Source organism: Chryseobacterium sp. Marseille-Q3244, assembly GCF_940807095.1.
Classification (GTDB): domain Bacteria; phylum Bacteroidota; class Bacteroidia; order Flavobacteriales; family Weeksellaceae; genus Chryseobacterium.
Genome location: NZ_CALNWX010000019.1, coordinates 1 through 18,840, shown reverse-complemented (window position 1 = coordinate 18,840; position 18,840 = coordinate 1). Strand labels below are relative to the sequence as shown.

13 protein-coding genes are annotated in these 18,840 nt (G+C 36.0%); 11 read left to right on the top strand and 2 right to left on the bottom strand.

Annotation, left to right across the window (positions count from 1 at the left end; translation table 11 throughout):
- Positions 1-3: 3 nt before the first annotated feature.
- Complete coding sequence (locus tag NBX25_RS21765) at positions 4-1,179, bottom strand: thioredoxin family protein (RefSeq protein ID WP_250255403.1); 1,176 nt, start codon at positions 1,177-1,179, stop codon at positions 4-6.
- A gap of 186 nt (positions 1,180-1,365) precedes the next feature.
- The gene (locus NBX25_RS21760; RefSeq protein WP_123857197.1) at positions 1,366-1,728 is read right to left on the bottom strand and encodes a winged helix-turn-helix transcriptional regulator; all 363 of its coding nucleotides are present in this window, start codon (positions 1,726-1,728) and stop codon (positions 1,366-1,368) included.
- Positions 1,729-1,864: 136 nt separating this feature from the next.
- Here NBX25_RS21760 and NBX25_RS21755 point away from each other — a divergent pair, with 136 nt between their 5' ends.
- From NBX25_RS21755 to NBX25_RS21705, 11 genes are all read left to right on the top strand, one after another.
- Entirely contained in the window at positions 1,865-2,809 is a 945-nt protein-coding gene (locus NBX25_RS21755) for an alpha/beta hydrolase (RefSeq protein WP_250255402.1), read from the top strand.
- Positions 2,810-2,815: 6 nt separating this feature from the next.
- Positions 2,816-3,382: a cysteine hydrolase family protein gene (locus NBX25_RS21750; RefSeq protein ID WP_250255401.1), complete on the top strand. Its 567-nt coding sequence runs from the start codon at positions 2,816-2,818 to the stop codon at positions 3,380-3,382.
- Between the two features lie 269 nt (positions 3,383-3,651).
- A complete protein-coding gene (locus NBX25_RS21745) occupies positions 3,652-5,235 on the top strand; it encodes a sensor histidine kinase (protein WP_250255400.1) in 1,584 nt (527 codons plus the stop codon).
- Positions 5,236-5,348: 113 nt separating this feature from the next.
- Positions 5,349-7,934, top strand: coding sequence for a zinc-dependent metalloprotease (locus NBX25_RS21740; RefSeq protein WP_502799803.1), 2,586 nt, complete (start codon positions 5,349-5,351; stop codon positions 7,932-7,934).
- Positions 7,935-7,940: 6 nt separating this feature from the next.
- On the top strand, positions 7,941-11,273 hold the full coding sequence (locus NBX25_RS21735; protein ID WP_250255399.1) for a SusC/RagA family TonB-linked outer membrane protein: 3,333 nt from the start codon (positions 7,941-7,943) through the stop codon (positions 11,271-11,273).
- Positions 11,274-11,284: 11 nt separating this feature from the next.
- Complete coding sequence (locus tag NBX25_RS21730) at positions 11,285-12,604, top strand: RagB/SusD family nutrient uptake outer membrane protein (RefSeq protein ID WP_250255398.1); 1,320 nt, start codon at positions 11,285-11,287, stop codon at positions 12,602-12,604.
- Positions 12,605-12,677: 73 nt separating this feature from the next.
- On the top strand, positions 12,678-13,445 hold the full coding sequence (locus NBX25_RS21725; protein ID WP_123910635.1) for a LytR/AlgR family response regulator transcription factor: 768 nt from the start codon (positions 12,678-12,680) through the stop codon (positions 13,443-13,445).
- A 214-nt stretch (positions 13,446-13,659) separates the two neighbouring features.
- Entirely contained in the window at positions 13,660-15,120 is a 1,461-nt protein-coding gene (locus NBX25_RS21720) for a hypothetical protein (RefSeq protein ID WP_250255397.1), read from the top strand.
- A gap of 415 nt (positions 15,121-15,535) precedes the next feature.
- The gene (locus tag NBX25_RS21715) at positions 15,536-16,042 is read left to right on the top strand and encodes a M15 family metallopeptidase (RefSeq protein WP_250255396.1); all 507 of its coding nucleotides are present in this window, start codon (positions 15,536-15,538) and stop codon (positions 16,040-16,042) included.
- 330 nt (positions 16,043-16,372) lie between these two features.
- Complete coding sequence (locus tag NBX25_RS21710) at positions 16,373-18,565, top strand: hypothetical protein (RefSeq protein WP_250255395.1); 2,193 nt, start codon at positions 16,373-16,375, stop codon at positions 18,563-18,565.
- A gap of 3 nt (positions 18,566-18,568) precedes the next feature.
- A partial coding sequence (locus NBX25_RS21705) for a hypothetical protein (protein WP_250255394.1) occupies positions 18,569-18,840 on the top strand: 272 nt, incomplete at its 3' end.

Here is an 18,840-nt window from a genome sequence, read left to right as displayed (position 1 = left end):
TGTTTATTTTATTTTATTTAATAATTCCTCCGCTAATTTGGAATCTCTTTTAGCCTGAATAGCTATATTCCTAGACATTTCAGCATAATTTTTGGCCATTTCTTTATTTCCTGTTAAGAAATAAAGTTTAGCCAGGATATAAGTGTTTTCTGAATTTTCTCCCATCATCACCGATTTTTCAGCCCATTCGGTTGCTTTCTTTAATGAAGATGGTGTTTGGATGTTATCAACAAATACCCATGCTGCTCTTAAAAGTTCATCAGGGTTAAATGCATCCGAAGCTTTGTAATAATCCAATGCTGCTTTTTCGTATTCCGGAAAATTGGCATTTCGTTCGTAATAGGTAAGCTTGGTCTGATTGAGCTTCGTCATCGCTGTTTGTTTTCCTACCAATGGTTCAGCCATTTTCATAAAGTACTCATCATTGATTTTTTTGTTCTTATCATCAATGGACTGTTCTACAATTTTTGAAAGCTTTAATTGGGCATCAAATTCGTTGTACGTTTCTTCAGGAAGGTATTTGATGATCTCTGCTTTTCTGGAAGCAAAAGCTTTATAGTTGGAATCTTCTGTAGATTTCAGGAAAAATAGCATAAATCCTATTTCATCTTTTGAAAGAGGGTCAGCTGCTTTTTTATTTTCAAAGTATCTTTCAGAAGCCTTTTTTGCAAACCCGTAATCTGTATCGGAGTTAAGTTTCATAATATTGATTAGAAACTCTGGATCTTTTTCCCCGTTAGCAAATCTTTCTTTCAGAGATCCTTTTTTATTTCCTTGTGAATTGATATCCTGGGCCATTGCTACAAACATACTTTCTTCCATATAGCCTGTATTTCTGGAAACAAGCTCGCCTTCGCCATTTAGGAAAAGATAAGTGGGATAAGATCGTACACCAAATTTAGATGCAAGATCTCTTCCTTCTCCTTTTTCCATATCAAATCTTGCATTGATGAAATTGGTATTGAAATATTCACTCACTGATTTCTGAGGAAAAACATTTTTTTCCATCATTTTGCATGGGCCACACCAGGAAGCATACGCATCAATAAAAACCAATTTCTTTTCTTTTTTGGCTTTTGCGATAATTTCCTTAAATGGTAGTTCCTGAAACTGTATGGTCTCCTGAGCAGAGATGACAATAGAGCAAAAAATAGATATCCCGGAGATGATCTTCTTCATTTTCAAATAAGATTTGAAGCGAAGATAAATAATTTTCAAAATATAAAGATGGGAATCGGGAAGTTGAATGATGATATTAACTAATTTTAAGACTTGGACCCTGAGATCCTGATTATGTAAGCAATTTAAAAAGTAGGATAGAGTAAGTCCGTATTTTTTCTTTCATAACAAAATCATAATAAATAATTATTCCTTTTTCTTAGACTCTTTATGTTCCTTGCCCCAAACTTCCAATTGGCTTAAGACAGGAAGCAATTTTTTTCCTATTTCAGATAATTCATACTCTACTCTGAGAGGAACCTCAGCATACACTGTTTTCACTACCAGGTTTTCCTGTTCCATTTTTTTGAGCTGAAGCGTAAGCATTCTTTCGGAAATATTGGGAATTCTGTTTTTCAGTTCAAAAAATCTTAGCTTTTCTTGTTTGAGATGATAGCAGATAGAAAGGATCCATCGACCACTGATAAGATTCACTGCATAAATTTCAGAACAGCTGGATTCTAGCGTTTTTTTATTCTCGTTATTGGTGGATGTTTCTTTAATACTCATACTAACATTTTTGTTTGCTCCATACAATCTGTTGCAGACTTGTACTGTTCAGGATTGATGATTTAAATTTACAAATAAAACAGGAGATATAGTGTATATGCGCTGTTTTCATAGACTTTTATTATAGGGTAATGTTATGGATTTAAATAGAATTAATAAGGAGCTGAAAGCATGTATTGATAATGTTCCGTATTCATTGGAAATCGATGAGAATATATTTTTGAATGCTCCAGAAGTGCTCCAAAAGGAAAGAATAGAATTTGCAGAAACTCATCCTGTTCACCGACCAGATTCTATCAAGGTAAAAGATATTTTCATCCCAAGTTTGGTGGATGGTAGAGAAGTACGGCTTCATATTTATCAACCTGAGCAGTATGACAGGAATAGAACATTGATTTATTTTCACGGCGGTGGTTATGTTTTCGGCTTGCCGGAACAGGTAGACAGCCAAATGTTTGAGATTGCTGATGAATTACGGGCAACAATTATATCTGTAGATTACAGATTGTCTCCTCAGCATCGGTTTCCCGTTCCTATTTTAGACGGTTTTGATGCCTTGAAATGGGTGATTGGAGAAGGAGAAAGACAGTTGGGAATAAATGTTGAGCAGATTACCATAATGGGGGCAAGCGCTGGTGGGCATTTAGCTGCAGCGGTCACTCAGATGGCTGCCGATCAGAATATTAATAATATAAAACATCAGTTTTTATTGTATCCGGTCATTCATAATAAGCTGAATACTCCTTCTATGCAAGAATTTACAGATTCACCGTTATGGAGTAGAAGATATGCTGAAATAGCATGGCAGCATTTTCTGGACAAAGAAAATAGAGGAAAAAGCATAATGTATTCAGATCTTACCCTCTATCGTAACTTTTCTGTGTTACCTCAAACTACAATTGTAGCTTGTGAACTAGATCCTTTGAGAGATGAAGGTATTGAGTTTTCCCAACTTTTATATCAGGCAGGTGTTGCTACTGAATTATGGGTAGTTCCCGGAGCAGTACATGTATTTGATCTTTTTGATTGTTCTTTGACCGATGAATACAAAAAGTTTATGATGAGCAGACTTTTTAAATAAAAAAATATGAAACTACGAGATAAAAAACCAGCTTTAATTCTTATTGATATTCAAAAAGGATTTCTTGATGAAAGCTATTGGGGTGGAAACAGAAATAATAGAGAAGCAGAAAAAATAAGTGGAAAAATATTGGAAAGATGGCGTGAATTGAATTTACCGGTATTTCATATCCGGCACAGCTCAGCCCATCCTCAATCTAAATTGCATGAATCTGATCCGGGATTTGAATTTAATGATCATGTCTTGCCTCAAAATGATGAGTGTATTATCACTAAAAATGTAAACAGTGCTTTTATAGGAACTGATTTGAAAGAAAAATTAGATTTTCAGGGAATAAATACTGTAGTTATTTTAGGAATTACAACCAATCATTGTGTTTCTACCACAACAAGAATGGCTGGGAATTTCGGATATGAAACTTATGTTATTTCAGATGCTACTGCGGCTTTTGACAGAGTGGGCATACATGGAGAAAAATACGACGCAGAATTGGTTCATCTCATGGCACTTGCCAATTTGCATGAAGAATTTTCAACTGTCCTGAATGCTGAAGAATTATTAAAAAAGATGTAGGAGAAAGTTAAAAACTTGAATCTATTTAAACTGCTATATGTATGGCAGTTTTTGTTTTTTAGAAAGGAAACCATTTTATCTTAATTATTTTTTGCCAGAATTGTTTGTATTTAACATAGTTTTAATATAATTTTATTTCACTCTATGGTCCTGGGATGTTTGTAATATCTTTGCAAACGAATAAATTATCTACAAATAAGATTGTGAAATGATAGATTTTACCTTCAGGTATTACCGGATCTTTTGTAGAAATAAAGAATGCAGAAGAATTGAGTATTAGCTTTAAACACGCCTTATCCCAAAAATCTATTTACGTTGCCGCTTTATCCACCTGCCTGATTGCAGTAGTGGCTTTTGCAGTTTTAAGCCTTTTAATTGCCGAAGATAACCGTAAAAATAATGAGGATTTTGCAAAAAAAACATTTTTCAGGAAATATGAATCTGTAGAAAGTGAATTCAGGAATATTGAAGATTATCAGTATCTGCTTCGTGAATTGATTCAAAAAGACGGATTGAAAAACTATAGAGATTATTCTTTGGTTTTAAATGATTTGAATAAAAAAAGAAACCTGTTAACATACAGCTGGTATTATTATGACAATAGTAACACCGGAAAATATGAAAGTAATAACCCTCTATCCGGTCTTTTCAAAGAGAGGAATAAAACAGAAAACTCTATCACCATACAAAATAATGGTTCCGGACATTTTAAAGACCTTCTGATAAGCCGTAAAGATAGTATGTACTGGGTAAGTTATGACTCTCTTGTACTGCCAGAAAAAAATATTCTTTATTACGGTTCTACAGTAAGTTTAGATGATCTTCATCAATATTTTACCAATGTAGATAAAAGTTCGAATACGTATGCCTACGTTTTTACTAAAGAAGGAATTTGTATTACCCATCCTGAAAAGAAGTACATCGGGAAAAATGTTTTCAATTTTACAGATATTCAATCGAAGGATACTTTGTGTAGTAGTACAAAATCAGGATACACAGAAGGAGTTGCTAGTTCAGAGTATTTGGGGATGGAAGTTACACGCTTTATAAAACCTTTGAAAACAGATAACTTTGACGGGTATGCGGTGGTGAATCATGTCAATTTTATCATTGATGAAAATACAAATAAGGTGAAAGCTTATACCGTTTATATATTTCTGGCTGCCTTATTTCTTATTGTAACGGTTTTTATTTTATTCCAGCGGTCTACAAATATAGCTTACAGGGAAAAAGAAAAAATACAGTCTGAAAAAAATCTGCTGTTTATTGAGAATGAAAAAATGCACAAGGCAGAAGTGATTAACCAGCTTCAGCAGCTTAAGAATAATATCAATCCGCATTTTCTGTTCAATTCATTGAACTCTCTTTATATGCTGATAGGAATTAATAAAGACAATGCCCAGAAATTTACCATGAATCTTTCAAAAATCTATAGGTACCTGATTGTTCCGCCTAAGGAAAATATTGTACCTGTTGCCAAAGAGATTGATTTTATTCAGAAATATATGGAACTTCTGAAAAGCAGGTTTGATGAAGAACTGAATTTTCAACTGGTTATAAAAAATCCTGAAAGTTTAAAGAAACGAATCCCGTATTTGTCACTTCAGATTGTAACGGAAAATGCTATAAAACATAATGTTGCGACCATAGATCAACCCTTGGAAATTACGATAGAAGTGGATGAGAAAGGAGTTACTGTGAGGAATACTTATCAGCCCAAAACGGAGGCTGTTCTGGGAGAGAAATTCGGAATTGATTATTTGAATCAGGTTTATGAATATTTTAAACAAAATTCGCTTCATATTTCTGTAGATGGTGAAAACTTTATATGTTTTTTGCCATTAATGAATTAAAATGAAAAAATCCACTCACTCCCGAATAATCACCTTTCACTCCCTAATACATATAATATAAGTCACTATACCTATAGCTTTGCCAACTGAAACTAAGATATTTACTATTTGGAATGAATCGGACTATTTTAATGAAGAATTACAGGCTTGCACTGTATCTTGGACTAGCCATGGCATCGCCGGCAGTTCTGGCACAGAAAAAAGATACTGTAAAAACGACCAAGGACAAAACCGAAAAAACAGATCTTTCATCATCAAAAAAGACAAAAAAAATTGACGAACTGATTAAGAAAGGGACTTACAAAAAAGGGATTTTCAATACCATTCAGGTAAAAACAGATCTTTATTTTGAAATTCCTGACAGTTTGATGGGCCGTCAGTTTTTGGTAGTGAACAAACTCTCTCAGGTACCAATGCAGGTAAATGAGGCAGGCCTTAATAAGGGAATGAACTATGAAAATAAGATCATTTCTTTTCACAGGGACAGAGTCGCCAAAAAGGTATGGGTGAAAACTTCTGAAGCGAAGGTTTCTTCTCCTAAAAATGATGCTATTACAAAATCTGTTAAAGACAACTTTTCAGAATCTGTCATTGAGGTTTTTGATATTGAAGCCCAAAACAGTGATTCTACTTCGGTAGCCATTAAAGTAAATAAGGTTTTTGACGGAAATCAGAAAAGTTTTAATGATGTGTTGGCTAATGTAGGTCTTGGTGGTTCAGTAAAATCAAGTCTTTCCTTTATTGAAGGAGTAAAAACATTTCCGGAAAACCTTGTTGTTAAATCTCAACTGAGTACTTCAGTGAATGAAGGTGGTGTGGATCTTCCGGTGACACTTGGAGTAACCAGCAATCTGGTATTGCTTCCTAAAGTTCCAATGAAACCAAGGGTGGCAGATGCAAGAGTAGGATTTTTCAGTGAAAAGCATTGGTTCTTTAATGACCAGCAGCAGAAAATGGATGAGAAATTCTTCATTACGCGTTGGAACTTAGAGCCTAAAGATGAGGACAAGGAAAAATATCTGAGAGGTGAACTGGTAGAGCCTAAAAAACAGATTGTTTATTATATAGATCCTTCCACACCAAAACAATGGCGTGAAAAGATCATTGCAGGAGTTCATGACTGGCAGGTGGCATTCGAGCAGGCAGGGTTCAAAAACGCTGTCATCGCTAAAATGCCGGATGAAAAAGATGAAGACTTTGATATTGATGATGTAAGATATTCCGTAATCACATACGCTGCTTCTCCTAAGTCTAATGCGATGGGACCATCTGTAGTAGATCCGAGAAGTGGTGAAATTATTGAAGCAGACATCATTTGGTGGCACAATGTAATGACTTCTCTTCAGGAGTGGATGAGAATTCAGATAGGGCCTATTGATGCTAGAGCGAGAGGAAATAAATTCAGTGATGAATATATGGGTGAAGCCATTCGTTTTGTATCCTCTCATGAAGTGGGGCATACTTTCGGATTGAAGCACAATATGGGATCTTCTTTTGCATTCCCTGTAGAATCGCTTCGTTCAAAAGAATTTACTGATAAAATGGGGGGGACAGCTCCTTCTATCATGGATTATGCCCGTTACAATTACGTGGCACAGCCGGAAGATGGTGTTACTGCAATCACTCCGAAGATCGGAATCTATGATAAATATGCAATTGAATGGGGCTACCGTTGGTATCCTGATGAATTCGTAGAGAAAAAGGCGCTTAGAAATTTAATAGAAAAGCATGAAGACGATCCGTTGTATTTCTATGGTGAACAACAAAGTTACCTGGAAACAATAGATCCGCGTTCGCAGTCTGAAGATCTGGGTGATGACGCGATGAAAGCCAGCGAATATGGAATGAAAAACCTGAAAGTTGTAGCCAATAATCTTTTAAAATGGACCTATGAGGATGGTAAAGATTATACAGATGCAGGAAGGTTATACATGGGCGTTATTGGCCAATGGGATTTGTATACGGGACATGTAATGGCTAATGTAGGAGGGATTTACCTGAATAATACGGTTTTTGGTAATAAGAAAAAGGCCTATGAAGCAGTTCCTGCTGAAACCCAGAAAAGAGCAGTGGATTATCTGGTTAAAAACTCGATCAATCTTCCGGAATGGTTATTCTTTAATCCGATTACTGAGAAAACATATTCGGTTAAAAATTCACCTATGGGACCATTTGAGCAGACTCCATATACTTTAGCGAGAGGAATGCAGTATGCTAATATCTACTCCCTGTTTATGGATGACAGATTGCTTAGACTCCTTGAGAACGAGTTGAAGCATGAGGTTTCTGGTTCAAAAGAGAAAATCTACACGGTAGAAAACTTATTTGAACAGGTAAGAACAGCCATTTTTAACAAGAAAGGAAGCCTTACGATGCTTGAGAAGATGGCACAAAAGAACTACGTGGATGCATTGATTGTTTCGGTGAACAAATTATTCGAAAAAACAGCCGTAAAAACATTGAAGACAGATCAGACATTAAATATGCCAATGATCTGCAACTATCATGAAGAAGGTAAAAACCTTAGAAACATCAATTATTCATCCATGAAGAGAGTATCTGAAGTAACAACGTATAAAAGAGCAGAGCTGCAAAAGGTTCTGAATTTACTGAACAATACCAGATACAGAGGTGATGACGCTTCAAGAGCACATTACACAGATTTAATCATTCGTATTGAAGAGGCTTTAAACAAATAAACAGCAATGAAAAAAACTCTAATCCTTTTACCTCTTTTAGCGGCTCAGGTTGCGTTGGCTCAGGAAAAAAAGACCATTACAGGAAAGATAGAAGACGGTAATACTTCCAGCGTAATTGCAGGAGCATCTATCAAAATAGAAACGCAGTCTGTTTCTACAAAAACTGATCTGGACGGAATTATCGAAAGTGTATCTGTAGGTACAGTAGCTGATAAGGACGGGAAATTTATATTGGAAATTCCGGTAGGAACTAAATCTATCCTGGTAAGTTTTCCAGGGTATGAATCCCGTATCATTCTAATCAATGAAGATAAAACAAACTATATCGTAAGATTGGTTTCTGAAGTTTCAGATAAAAATAAAATTCAGGAAGTAATCATTACGGGATATCAGAAGATTGAAAAACGTAAGCAGACTTCAGCGGTTGCTACCGTAAAAATGGATAACATCAGCCAGGCTGGGGTGGCGAGTGTAGACCAGATGCTATCCGGGCAGATTGCCGGGGTAGTAGTGACTCCGGAAACAGGGTCTCCGGGTGGACCTGCAAAGATCAGAATCCGTGGGACAGCTTCTCTGTCTGGGCCACAGGATCCGCTATGGGTAATTGATGGTCTTCCATTAGAAGGAAATGATGTTCCAAACTTCAGTGATAAAGATAATATTGACCAGCTTCAGAACTTTTCCATTGCAGGGTTGAACCCGAATGATATTGAAGATATCACTATTCTGAAAGATGCTGCAGCAACGGCTATTTATGGAGCCAGAGCAGCAAACGGGGTAATTTCCATTACCACAAAAAGAGGAAAGAAAGGGAGTATGAGGTTAAACTTCTCTGCGGATACTTTCGTAACTGCCCGTCCTGATTTTGAAAAATTAAACCTGATGAATGCATCAGAGAAAGTAGATCTTGAATTGATGCTTGCCCAGCGTGCAGATCTTACTTACCGTGCAGATAAAGGAGAGGTGATGAGAATTTTAACTCAGAATAACCAGCTTAATGATTTTAGAACTGGTGGTCTGGGAGCTTTAAGTCCATTGACTCTTAACCAAATCAATGCGTTAAGAAACAACACTACTGATTGGGGAAAACTGTTATACAGAAATGCCATCAATAAACAGTATGGAGTAAGTATTTCCGGGGGTGGAGAAACTTCAGATTACTATTTCTCTTTAGGGTATTATGATGAAGAGGGTACAACGATTGGTACAGGATTTAAACGTTATAACCTGACTTTAAAGAATAATTATAAGTTAAGCGATAAATTAACGGCTGGGATCTCTGTTTTCGGGACTCAAAGTGAGAAAGAATCATTTATGACGGATGCAGATGCTGCTGCAAGCCCTATTAATTATTCAAGAAATGCCAATCCGTACATGAATCCATTTAATCCGGATGGAAGCTACAGATATGATAAAGATATCGATGGTTTTGCAGATACTTATATTCCTTTCAACTTCCTTGAAGAAAGACAGAATACAAGTTATACGCTGAAAAACCATTCATTAAAGGCGATTTTGGATTTAGAATATAAAGTTTCAAAAAATCTGAAATTCACGTCTCAATTAGGTATTCAGTATGATACTAACAAGACTGAAAAATATGCCGGACAAGAGACGTATTTTACCAGAAAGATGAAGGAGGCAACCCGTTATTATAAAGACGGTGGATATAAATATTTTCTGCCTGCCGGAGATATCAAACAAAACTGGGACAACGATTTCTTCCAATACAACTGGAAATTACAGGGAAGTTACAGCACCAAAATCAATTCTGTACATGAAATTGATTTGATGGCAGGAACGGAGCTTCGTAAGACAGAAGATAACACAACGCTTACCAGAGCTTTTGGATATAACAAAAATACCAGAACTGCTACTCCAATTGCTTTCCCAAGTGCCAATTTTGCTGCTGAAAAGAAGTATGAAACGTACCGCGAAATGCCGCCTGTAGAGAATGCTTATGCATCTATGTTTGCTACAGCATCCTATACTTACGATCAGAAATATACTTTCTTCGGAAGTGTAAGATATGACGGGACGAACTTATTTGGAGTTAACAAAAAGTATAAATATCTTCCAATATGGGCTGTTTCCGGTTCATGGCTGGTAACGAAGGAGAATTTCATGCAGAATGTAACACCTGTTTCCAACCTGAGATTGAGAGCGTCTTATGGTCTACAGGGAAATATTGACCGTAATACTTCGCCTTTCTTTATTGGGGAATACAATTATGCGAATATTCTTCCGGGAATGAGAGAAGATGTCATCAATGTGATCAGTCCGCCAAATGATAAACTTCGTTGGGAAAAAACAACCAATGTCAACTTTGGTCTTGATTTAGGATTATTCAAAAACCGAATTAACCTTACTGCTGATGTATACAGCAGAAAGGGAACGGATATGATCAGTATGAAAGAAACTCCTCTTGAATCAGGTTTTGAGTATACCATGATGAACTGGGGAAGCCTTACGAACAAAGGTTTTGAATTGGCGTTATCTACAAGAAACATCGATAAAGAAAACTTCAAATGGTCTACTACCATCAACTTTGCTCACAATAAGAGTAGAGTATTGAGTGAGCAGCCTCGTGATAATGCGATGTTGCCATCTAGAGAGGGACTTCCTGTAAATGCCATTTTTGCTTTAAAAACAGCTGGGATGGATGCTTCAGGAAACCCATTATTCTGGAGAGGAAATGAAAAGGTATCTGCTGAAGATTTCTTCAAACTGTATGATGTATACGCAGATTTCCTTCCGGGGCAGTTCGTAGATACAAAATTAACAAATGAAGAACTGAGAAATCTGTTTACTTATGTAGGAGACAGAGATCCTAAGTTTACAGGAGGAATCATCAACAACTTTAAAGTTAAGAATTTTGACCTTACTGTTTCTGCAACATTCAATTTTAAGCAGACGGTAATGCGTAGTCCTTCTTACAGAGGAATGGAGCTGGACAGAGGAAGAAACTATACAAGAGAAATCTATGAAGCCGGAGGTTCATTACCAGGAATTACAAGTCCTGATATGGATGCCAATCCAAATGGCTGGATGGCTAATAAATGGTTTGCAGGGAACCGTTCCAATACGTATGGATTGCTTGATGTATGGGCAAAGGAAATCAGTTATGTAAGAATCAGCAGTATCCGTCTGGGCTATACACTTCCAAAAGAGTTTACGGCACCTATGGGAATCAGCAGTTTGAGACTGAGTGTGGAAGGACGTAACCTATTTGTATTTAGTAATGGATACAAAGGATATTTTGATCCGGAAACGTATGGTAATATTTATGCACAGCCTATTGCTAAATCTGTGACAGTAGGATTTAATGTTTCTTTTTAAAACTTGAAAAAATGAAAAAAATAACAACTATTATAGCATTAGCCGTTATCAGTTTTACCTCTGTAGGATGTGACAGATTTTTGGATATTCAGCCAGAAGGAAAAGTAATTCCAACCAATGTTGACGATTACCGTAAGGTTCTTACCTCAGCGTATGCAAAATATCCTAACCACAAATCTTTGTCAGTTCTTCGTACCGATGAGATAACGATCAACGAAAATATTAGTGATTTCAATGTTTATCGTGAAATTGCGATGTGGAAAGATGCGAATAATGATTCCGCAACGGCAGAATTTCCATGGGTGAGATTTTATTCAGTAATTTTTTACCTGAATCAGATCATTAACGAAGGCGTTAAAACAATGGCAGATTCTCCTGAGAAACAGCAAATTCTTGCAGAAGCCTATGCATTGCGTGCTTATACCTATTTTGATATGGTTAATCTGTATGCAAAACCGTACAATAGTGCTACAGCTTCTACAGACAGAGGTATTCCTATCAATCTTGAAATGGATATTGAAGCTGTATTGAAGCCATCCAGCGTACAGGAAGTTTATAATCTGATTCATGCAGATATGAGTAAGGCAGAAGGTCTTATGGTAGAGCAGAAGCAGACTGCGGGTATCAACTATAGATTCTCTAAAATTGCATTAATGGCTTTACAGGCCAGAACAGCTCTTTATCAAAGTGACTGGAACAAAGCTTTGTATTATGCAGAACAGGCATTAGCTATGAAAGGGGATTTGGTTGACCTGAATACAAGTGCTACTGCACCTCATCATTATATGTCTGTAGAATCTATTATGGCGTTGGATGATGTATTTGACAGTGCAGCACAGAATTTATCTTTTGCCTCTTCTGAACTGATCTCAAAATTTAATAGTAATACAGATAAAAGGTTCAAACTTTCTTTTGAAAAAAATGGAAGTCAGTATAAGATCATCAAAAAAGGAAGTTCAGAATTTAAGGTATCTTTCAGAACTACAGAAATGTATTTTATAAAATCTGAAGCTTTACTGAAATTGAATAAACTTGATGAAGCAAAACAAACGTTATTAAAAGTTCTTAAAAACAGATATACGCCGGAAGGATATACTACTGTTCAGAATACGATAACCCCAATGAATGCTGCAGACTTTATGAGTTTCATCCTTGATGAAAGAACCAGAGAGTTTGCTGTAGAAGGGCACAGATGGTTTGATCTGAGAAGAGCTAACCAGAAAGAAATTAAACATACCATTAACGGTAAGGACTATATTCTTCAGCAGAATGATCCGAGATATACGATAGAATATCCAATGAGTGCGAAGAAGAATAATCCTAATTTATAACATATTCATATTAACAACCCCTGAAACCGCTAGAGCTTAATCGTTCTAGCGGTTTTTTTGTACTTTTGCATTTATGAAAATTGCCATTATAGAAGATGAATTGCTGGCTGTTAATTATCTTAAAGATCTTTTGGATAAACAAAGCATCGTTCCTGTTACGGAAGTCGTAGTTCTTCGTTCTAAAAAAAAGGCAATAGACTTCTTTGAAAATGATGCTGCTGATCTTATTTTTATGGATATTCATCTTGGTGACGGGATGAGTCTGGAGATCTTTGAACAGGTAGAACTTTTTACTCCTATTATTTTTATTACGGCATTTGATGAATATGCAATGCGCGTTTTCAAGCATTTTACAATAGATTATCTCCTGAAGCCTTTTGAAGAGGAAGATCTTCATCAGGCATTGCAGAAATTTGTTTCCATCAGGAATAATTTTGACCCTGAACCTGTATTGAAATCTATTTCCACGTTACGTCAGGGAGACGATGCTGAAGTGATGAAACGTTTTATGGTAAGAGAAGGAAATAAACTGAAGCCTGTAGATGAACAAAATACAGCTTATTTCTTTGCGTCCGGGAAATACCTTTTCCTGACGACAATGGATAATCAAACCTATATTTATGATGATACCATCAAGGATATTATCCAAAAGCTGAATCCACAGGTTTTCTTTAAAGTAAACCGTAAGTTTATTATCAATAAAGAAGCGATTACAGAAATTATCAAACATTCTAGCCAGAAAGTAGAATTAAAACTTTCTCCGAAACCGGAAGTGAGCGCTGAGGTATTTATCAGTAAAATGCAGATTACAGAATGTCTGAATTGGCTTAAGAATCAGTAAAGACTCTAATATTGATGCTGGAATAGGGAAGTTCTTGTAATAAGAATACATTCTTAAGTTCTTTTTATATTGTCATAAATCCTTTTTTGAATTTTCAAGATTTGTCCTTCTTACGAAGGAAGAATCTCAATGTCCATTTCCAGTTTCTCTACTTTTCCCTATCCATTTTTTTCGTATTTTCCCTACTTAAAACTAATTGTTTAAACAAGGAACTATGAAAATATATGTATTGCTTACTTTAATGCTTTCGGGGGTAGTATTTTCACAAAAGATACAGCTGAAAAAAGATAAGATTCTCTTCAATGAAAAGGAAGTAGGAATCCTGAAATCACCTTACAGAGACCATTTTGAGTTTTATAATCTGGCTAATGAAAAAGTTTTTGATGCAGACTTAAAAGGAGTTACCCTGGCAAAAGAGCAGTTTTTATATTACCTGGATATGAAATCAGCAGACGGAAAAACCACCCAGATTCCTTATGAAGTATTGGTTACCTCATTTAAGGTAGATAGAATTGTAGCTTATCAATTGGCCGTAAAATATCACCTTTTCAATGAAAATGGTTTTGATAAAGCCGAATTGGAGAAGTTCTTTAGTACTCCGAGAGAAAATTTGGGCGACAAATATCTGGCTGCAAAAACCAACAGTATTGCTGAAGATAATGCGAGAAAAAGCAGACTTGACAATATCAGAAGCCTCTATAATCCGAGAATGGGATCAAACGGAGAAATTCTCATCAATAGTAGAGGCTATCAGTCTAAAATTATTGGGTATTCAAAAGCGTTTAACTGTGTAGGATTCAATAATACAGGATCATGTCTGGAAGTGACAGATCTGGATGGTGTGAAGGTGGCTTCTATGTATCAGACTAATCAGGGATTAAAAACTTATTTGGTAAAAACCTTTGATAATAATGAATTTACCTTTACCGCGACAAGACCTTATGCGCCTTCAGATTATGCATTTATCAATGAGTTTGTTGCCAATCTTTTTATTGAAGGCTATACGCTTGAACATCAGGCTTACTATAAAAATCAGGAACTTCATCAGGCAAAAATGAATGATGCTGTCAATCGCAGTATCAATTTATATGATGTTCCGGGGTATTTGGTGGAGAAATCAGGAAAGAAAACAGAAGGAGCCATTACCATCTGGTTTGAAATGCTCGATCCGGAAAGAACAGGGCAGAAATTGCCGCAGGATGGAGCCGATCGGTTTGGGCAGCGTGTAACGTTGAAGAAAAGATTACCAGGTATGAATAGTATGGCTACCAAAGTATATGATGCCGATTCAGGAGTACATTTTTGTGTTTCCCCCAATGGAAATGAAGAATGTTACTACGGACTGGATGTAAAAGGAGAGTTCATGAAGAAAATGCAGAATTATGGAAGTCTGTATGGTAATAATTCCTATTTCTACAGATTGGTAGCAAAAGAGAATAAGATTATGCTCCTTCAGGATCCTGTGGAGCATCAGAAATATGTCATCAAAACAGAATTGCAGCCTAAAGGGCAAATGTTGGACAACAGATCCAATGATAAACTATCTGAAAAGCTGGCAGACTATCTTAAAGATTGTAAGTCTGTTTCTGACCAGCTTAAAAGTGAAAACCTTGATCTTAAAAACGAACAAAACCTGATACAGATTATTTCGGACTATAGTAAATGTAAGAAGTAACTGAATACAGAAATAAATAAATCCGGCAATAGAATGGTAAGTCTGTTGCCGGATTCTTGTTTTAATGATAGAGTAGAAACTTTCTAATTTCCCTCTTCCACCATTATTAAATAGCCAGTTTCGGTGAGTCCTGCTTCTGTGATTAAATTTTTTCGAAAAAAATATATTGCGTCAAGTTTTGACGTTAAAGACCTATACTTTTGCTTTAGAATTAAACAACAAGCTATAATGACTGCACACTTGCTTATCTAAATGTCTAGCATCGCTATCCTGTCTGATGATAAAGGTTCAGGTCTGCGGTAGTACACCATTTCACATTTTTTTATAATGCAATATAACACGTCAAGTTTTGGCGTCAGTCTGAAATAGCTTTGCTTAAGAATCAAACACCAAATCACAAAATAGTAAACCATCCATGGATAAACCAAGTGAAAACAGAATAAAAAATCTCCATCCATTGGTAAGGAAAGAAGTCACACAGATTGTAAAAGAATGTGATGAAGCCCTTACCGGGAGAGCAAAAGTGAGGATTACTCAGGGATTAAGGTCCTTTAAGGAACAGGATGCATTATATGCACAGGGAAGAACAAAAGCCGGAAAGAAAGTCACCAATGCCAAAGCCGGTCAAAGTATTCACAATTACGGATTAGCGGTAGACATCTGCCTGATTATCGACGGAAAAGCAGCAAGTTGGGACACTGCGAAAGACTGGGATAATGATGGCGTAGCCGACTGGTACGAATGTGTGAAAATCTTTGCCAAACATGGCTGGGAATGGGGCGGAAACTGGAAAACCTTTAAAGACCTGTCGCACTTTGAGCGCAGATTTATCTGGAAAGGAGAGCGTAAGATCAACGCGACCTGGAGAAACTTACAAAATTTACCAAAAGATAAAGCCGGATATGTAATTTTTACGAAATAGTCCCGGGATTATTTCACTGTGAAAATCAATATTACAATCAACCGGAATGATTGTACAGGAAGGGTTTTGTCTTTTCCGGAAAAATAAAACTTTTCTTCCTTATTGAACAGTTGTTAAAACCTAAAAAATTCTGAATAAAAAAATTATTGAAGCCGCTAAGATGCATGAAGAAAAATCATATTAAATTTTAAGAAAACACTCTTTAAAAAATAACCAGGCTTATTATTCTTACAGCCTTCATTAACCTTAAGGGTTCAGAATACTTTTTCAGTTTTATCAGACTTATTATTACCACCGTCTTATCTTTTATTAACACCAAAAATCACAAAAATGCCACAAAATATTCCATCGGGAAGCTTATCAACAGCTCCCGACAGCAAGGGGCTTAATGTACGGCCGGATCTTTTGCCGGAGTCTTTCTTCTTCTTGGAGAAAGGAAAAGCATTCTCACAAAGCCCGGCCGAAAAGTTTGGAGCCAATGGTACTGTATTCAGGACCACCTCCAAAGTAAGCCTTAGCGGTACCGGCAAAATATATACTATTTGCCAGGGACAGGTGTTTTTACAACCTTGTGGTACAGATACCACTAAAGTAAATGCGATCCTGAAGCCTTTTAATCAGCCGATTAAAGGATTGGCGATCAAATATATCGTATACAGAGGCCTGAACAGATCCGACTTCTTTGACTCCAACCTCATCATTAAGGATGGAACAGGAGTAACAGGTTTTGTAGACGTCATCAGAAAAGAATTTAAGGGACTCTATAATATGCTGGGAATTACTGTCCCTCAGTTTACGGCTCAGCATATCGGGTTTCCGGTAGGAAATTCCCAATTAGAAACTGATCTTATTGATGATTATTTCCTTAAGATCTCTAAAGTTGAGGTCACAGGAGGTAATGCTACTGAACAGCCTAAAAAAGCTTTTGAACTGCCTATGATCCCAAGAGGAACGCATCTTGGAAATGCTACAGGAAGTGTAGGAATTGATATCGTATTGAACGAAGGAGACTATACGGTAGCGAACGATCCAAACCCATTTCAATTGAATCTGGCTTTTGCCCGAAGTGCTGACTACGTTTTAGATCAGGCTACTGGTAATACAGCTTTTCAAAAGAAACTGATCAGGGAAACTGCTACTCAGTTCCTTGATGTAGCAGCCTTTTATGGCTTACATACTCAAGGGAAAGGGAAAATCCATATGAGTGATAACTCTGTTTTGCAAACAGTAGAACAAATTGGCAGTCAGATTTCAGGCTTTAAAACAGCTGAAACAGCTTATTTGTACATTCAGGGAAGCCGACAGAGATCTTATAATTTCTATGGAAATCAGAATCTGGAAGGAAGTACCCATAATATTAAAATTGGACCAACCACGACGAACCTTTCTTTAGAGCAGTTTGAGGCAGGCTGGCCGGTAAAAGAGTTGGTTGCACAACCATCATTGGTAGTTCAACTTACAACTGATAATAACGATGCCGCTGCGATGTACGTAAAACAAGGCGTTTTACAAGATACTTCCAATGAAGATTATTTTATCAGAGGGAAAAACCTGCTTCAGGAGGAAGGAAACGGAATGGACACCAATTTCACGAAACCTATTACCTTCAGATTAGATAAAACAAGTGCCGGTAAAACGGTTGCTTCTTTTATACAGTTGATTTATGAAGGGAAAACAGTGAAAATTACTTCTGAAACTCCTGGTCCAAATCCAGGTGATCCTGCTGTAAGTACAACTTATGATTTGAAAGACATTGATGATATTTTCGGATTGATTAATGTGACTCCGAAAATTCAGACGAAAGGAACCAATGAGCTTGTTTATATTATTGATCAGAACCTACTGCTTATTGATTTCGAAAATAAAGGAGAAAAGGATATTGCAACAGTAACCACCAAAAAAGTAGAAGATATCATCATGAAGAATGGTACGGAAAGTTTACCAAGGGTTACTTATGAGACTTTGCTGAATAATATACGACAAAGTACTTCTGGTTTTTATGAAAGTAGAAGTGCTTATTTGGATAATTCTAACAGTGGAACAGTTTCTTATACGGATAAAAGGAATAATTTTTATCAGCCTGAAAAACCTTATTATTTTAAAACGGAGCAATATACCACTCCTGACGGAATATCTATAATGGCTTTATCACTAGGTTTAAAACAAGGCGAGCTATCAAGTAAAAAGGTACTTGGAATTACTGATGATGAGAATAAAGAATTGATTAAGATAATTAAGGACAATCAATTAAACAATCCTAAATTTTATTTTAAAAATGAGCTAGGTGATGAGGTTAATTATTTTGTCTCAACTGAAAATATAGAATACAAAAAATACAATTTATGCGTGATTGGTGAAGATCAAGAGGGAAAATTAGCAATAAAGTTTCCTTTGATTAATGTTAATGTGACTTCTGTTGATAATATGGTATATGTTTCTGACAGCTATGCCAGATGGTTACCTAATTTATCTATGTCTAAAGTATTTGAAATTAACGAAACGTATAAAAAATTAATAGTATAAAATATGAGCAATATAGTAGTTTTAACTCCTCATCTTCCAAGACCTGTCAGAATTAAAACAAATACATATGAGTTAACAGATCAGGTATTTGATATTAAAGGTCAATTAAATGGATTTAAAGTAAATAACGTAAAATACATTTTTATTGATAAAACAAAATATTTGAGCGTCGATCAAGTTCCTGGTAATGATAATACTATTGTAACTGGATTTGTAAAATATGACTCATATATCAATTATATGAACGATCCTAATAAAGGGGTATATAATTATAC

What these genes read in the sequence shown, in the direction of transcription:
- NBX25_RS21720 (WP_250255397.1), top strand. Translation starts at nt 13,660, where the DNA reads ATGAAAATATATGTATTGCTTACTTTAATGCTTTCGGGGGTAGTATTT.
- NBX25_RS21765 (WP_250255403.1), bottom strand. Translation starts at nt 1,179, where the DNA reads ATGAAGAAGATCATCTCCGGGATATCTATTTTTTGCTCTATTGTCATC.
- NBX25_RS21760 (WP_123857197.1), bottom strand. Translation starts at nt 1,728, where the DNA reads ATGAGTATTAAAGAAACATCCACCAATAACGAGAATAAAAAAACGCTA.
- NBX25_RS21715 (WP_250255396.1), top strand. Translation starts at nt 15,536, where the DNA reads ATGGATAAACCAAGTGAAAACAGAATAAAAAATCTCCATCCATTGGTA.
- NBX25_RS21725 (WP_123910635.1), top strand. Translation starts at nt 12,678, where the DNA reads ATGAAAATTGCCATTATAGAAGATGAATTGCTGGCTGTTAATTATCTT.
- NBX25_RS21710 (WP_250255395.1), top strand. Translation starts at nt 16,373, where the DNA reads ATGCCACAAAATATTCCATCGGGAAGCTTATCAACAGCTCCCGACAGC.
- NBX25_RS21735 (WP_250255399.1), top strand. Translation starts at nt 7,941, where the DNA reads ATGAAAAAAACTCTAATCCTTTTACCTCTTTTAGCGGCTCAGGTTGCG.
- NBX25_RS21750 (WP_250255401.1), top strand. Translation starts at nt 2,816, where the DNA reads ATGAAACTACGAGATAAAAAACCAGCTTTAATTCTTATTGATATTCAA.
- NBX25_RS21740 (WP_502799803.1), top strand. Translation starts at nt 5,349, where the DNA reads ATGAATCGGACTATTTTAATGAAGAATTACAGGCTTGCACTGTATCTT.
- NBX25_RS21755 (WP_250255402.1), top strand. Translation starts at nt 1,865, where the DNA reads ATGGATTTAAATAGAATTAATAAGGAGCTGAAAGCATGTATTGATAAT.
- NBX25_RS21730 (WP_250255398.1), top strand. Translation starts at nt 11,285, where the DNA reads ATGAAAAAAATAACAACTATTATAGCATTAGCCGTTATCAGTTTTACC.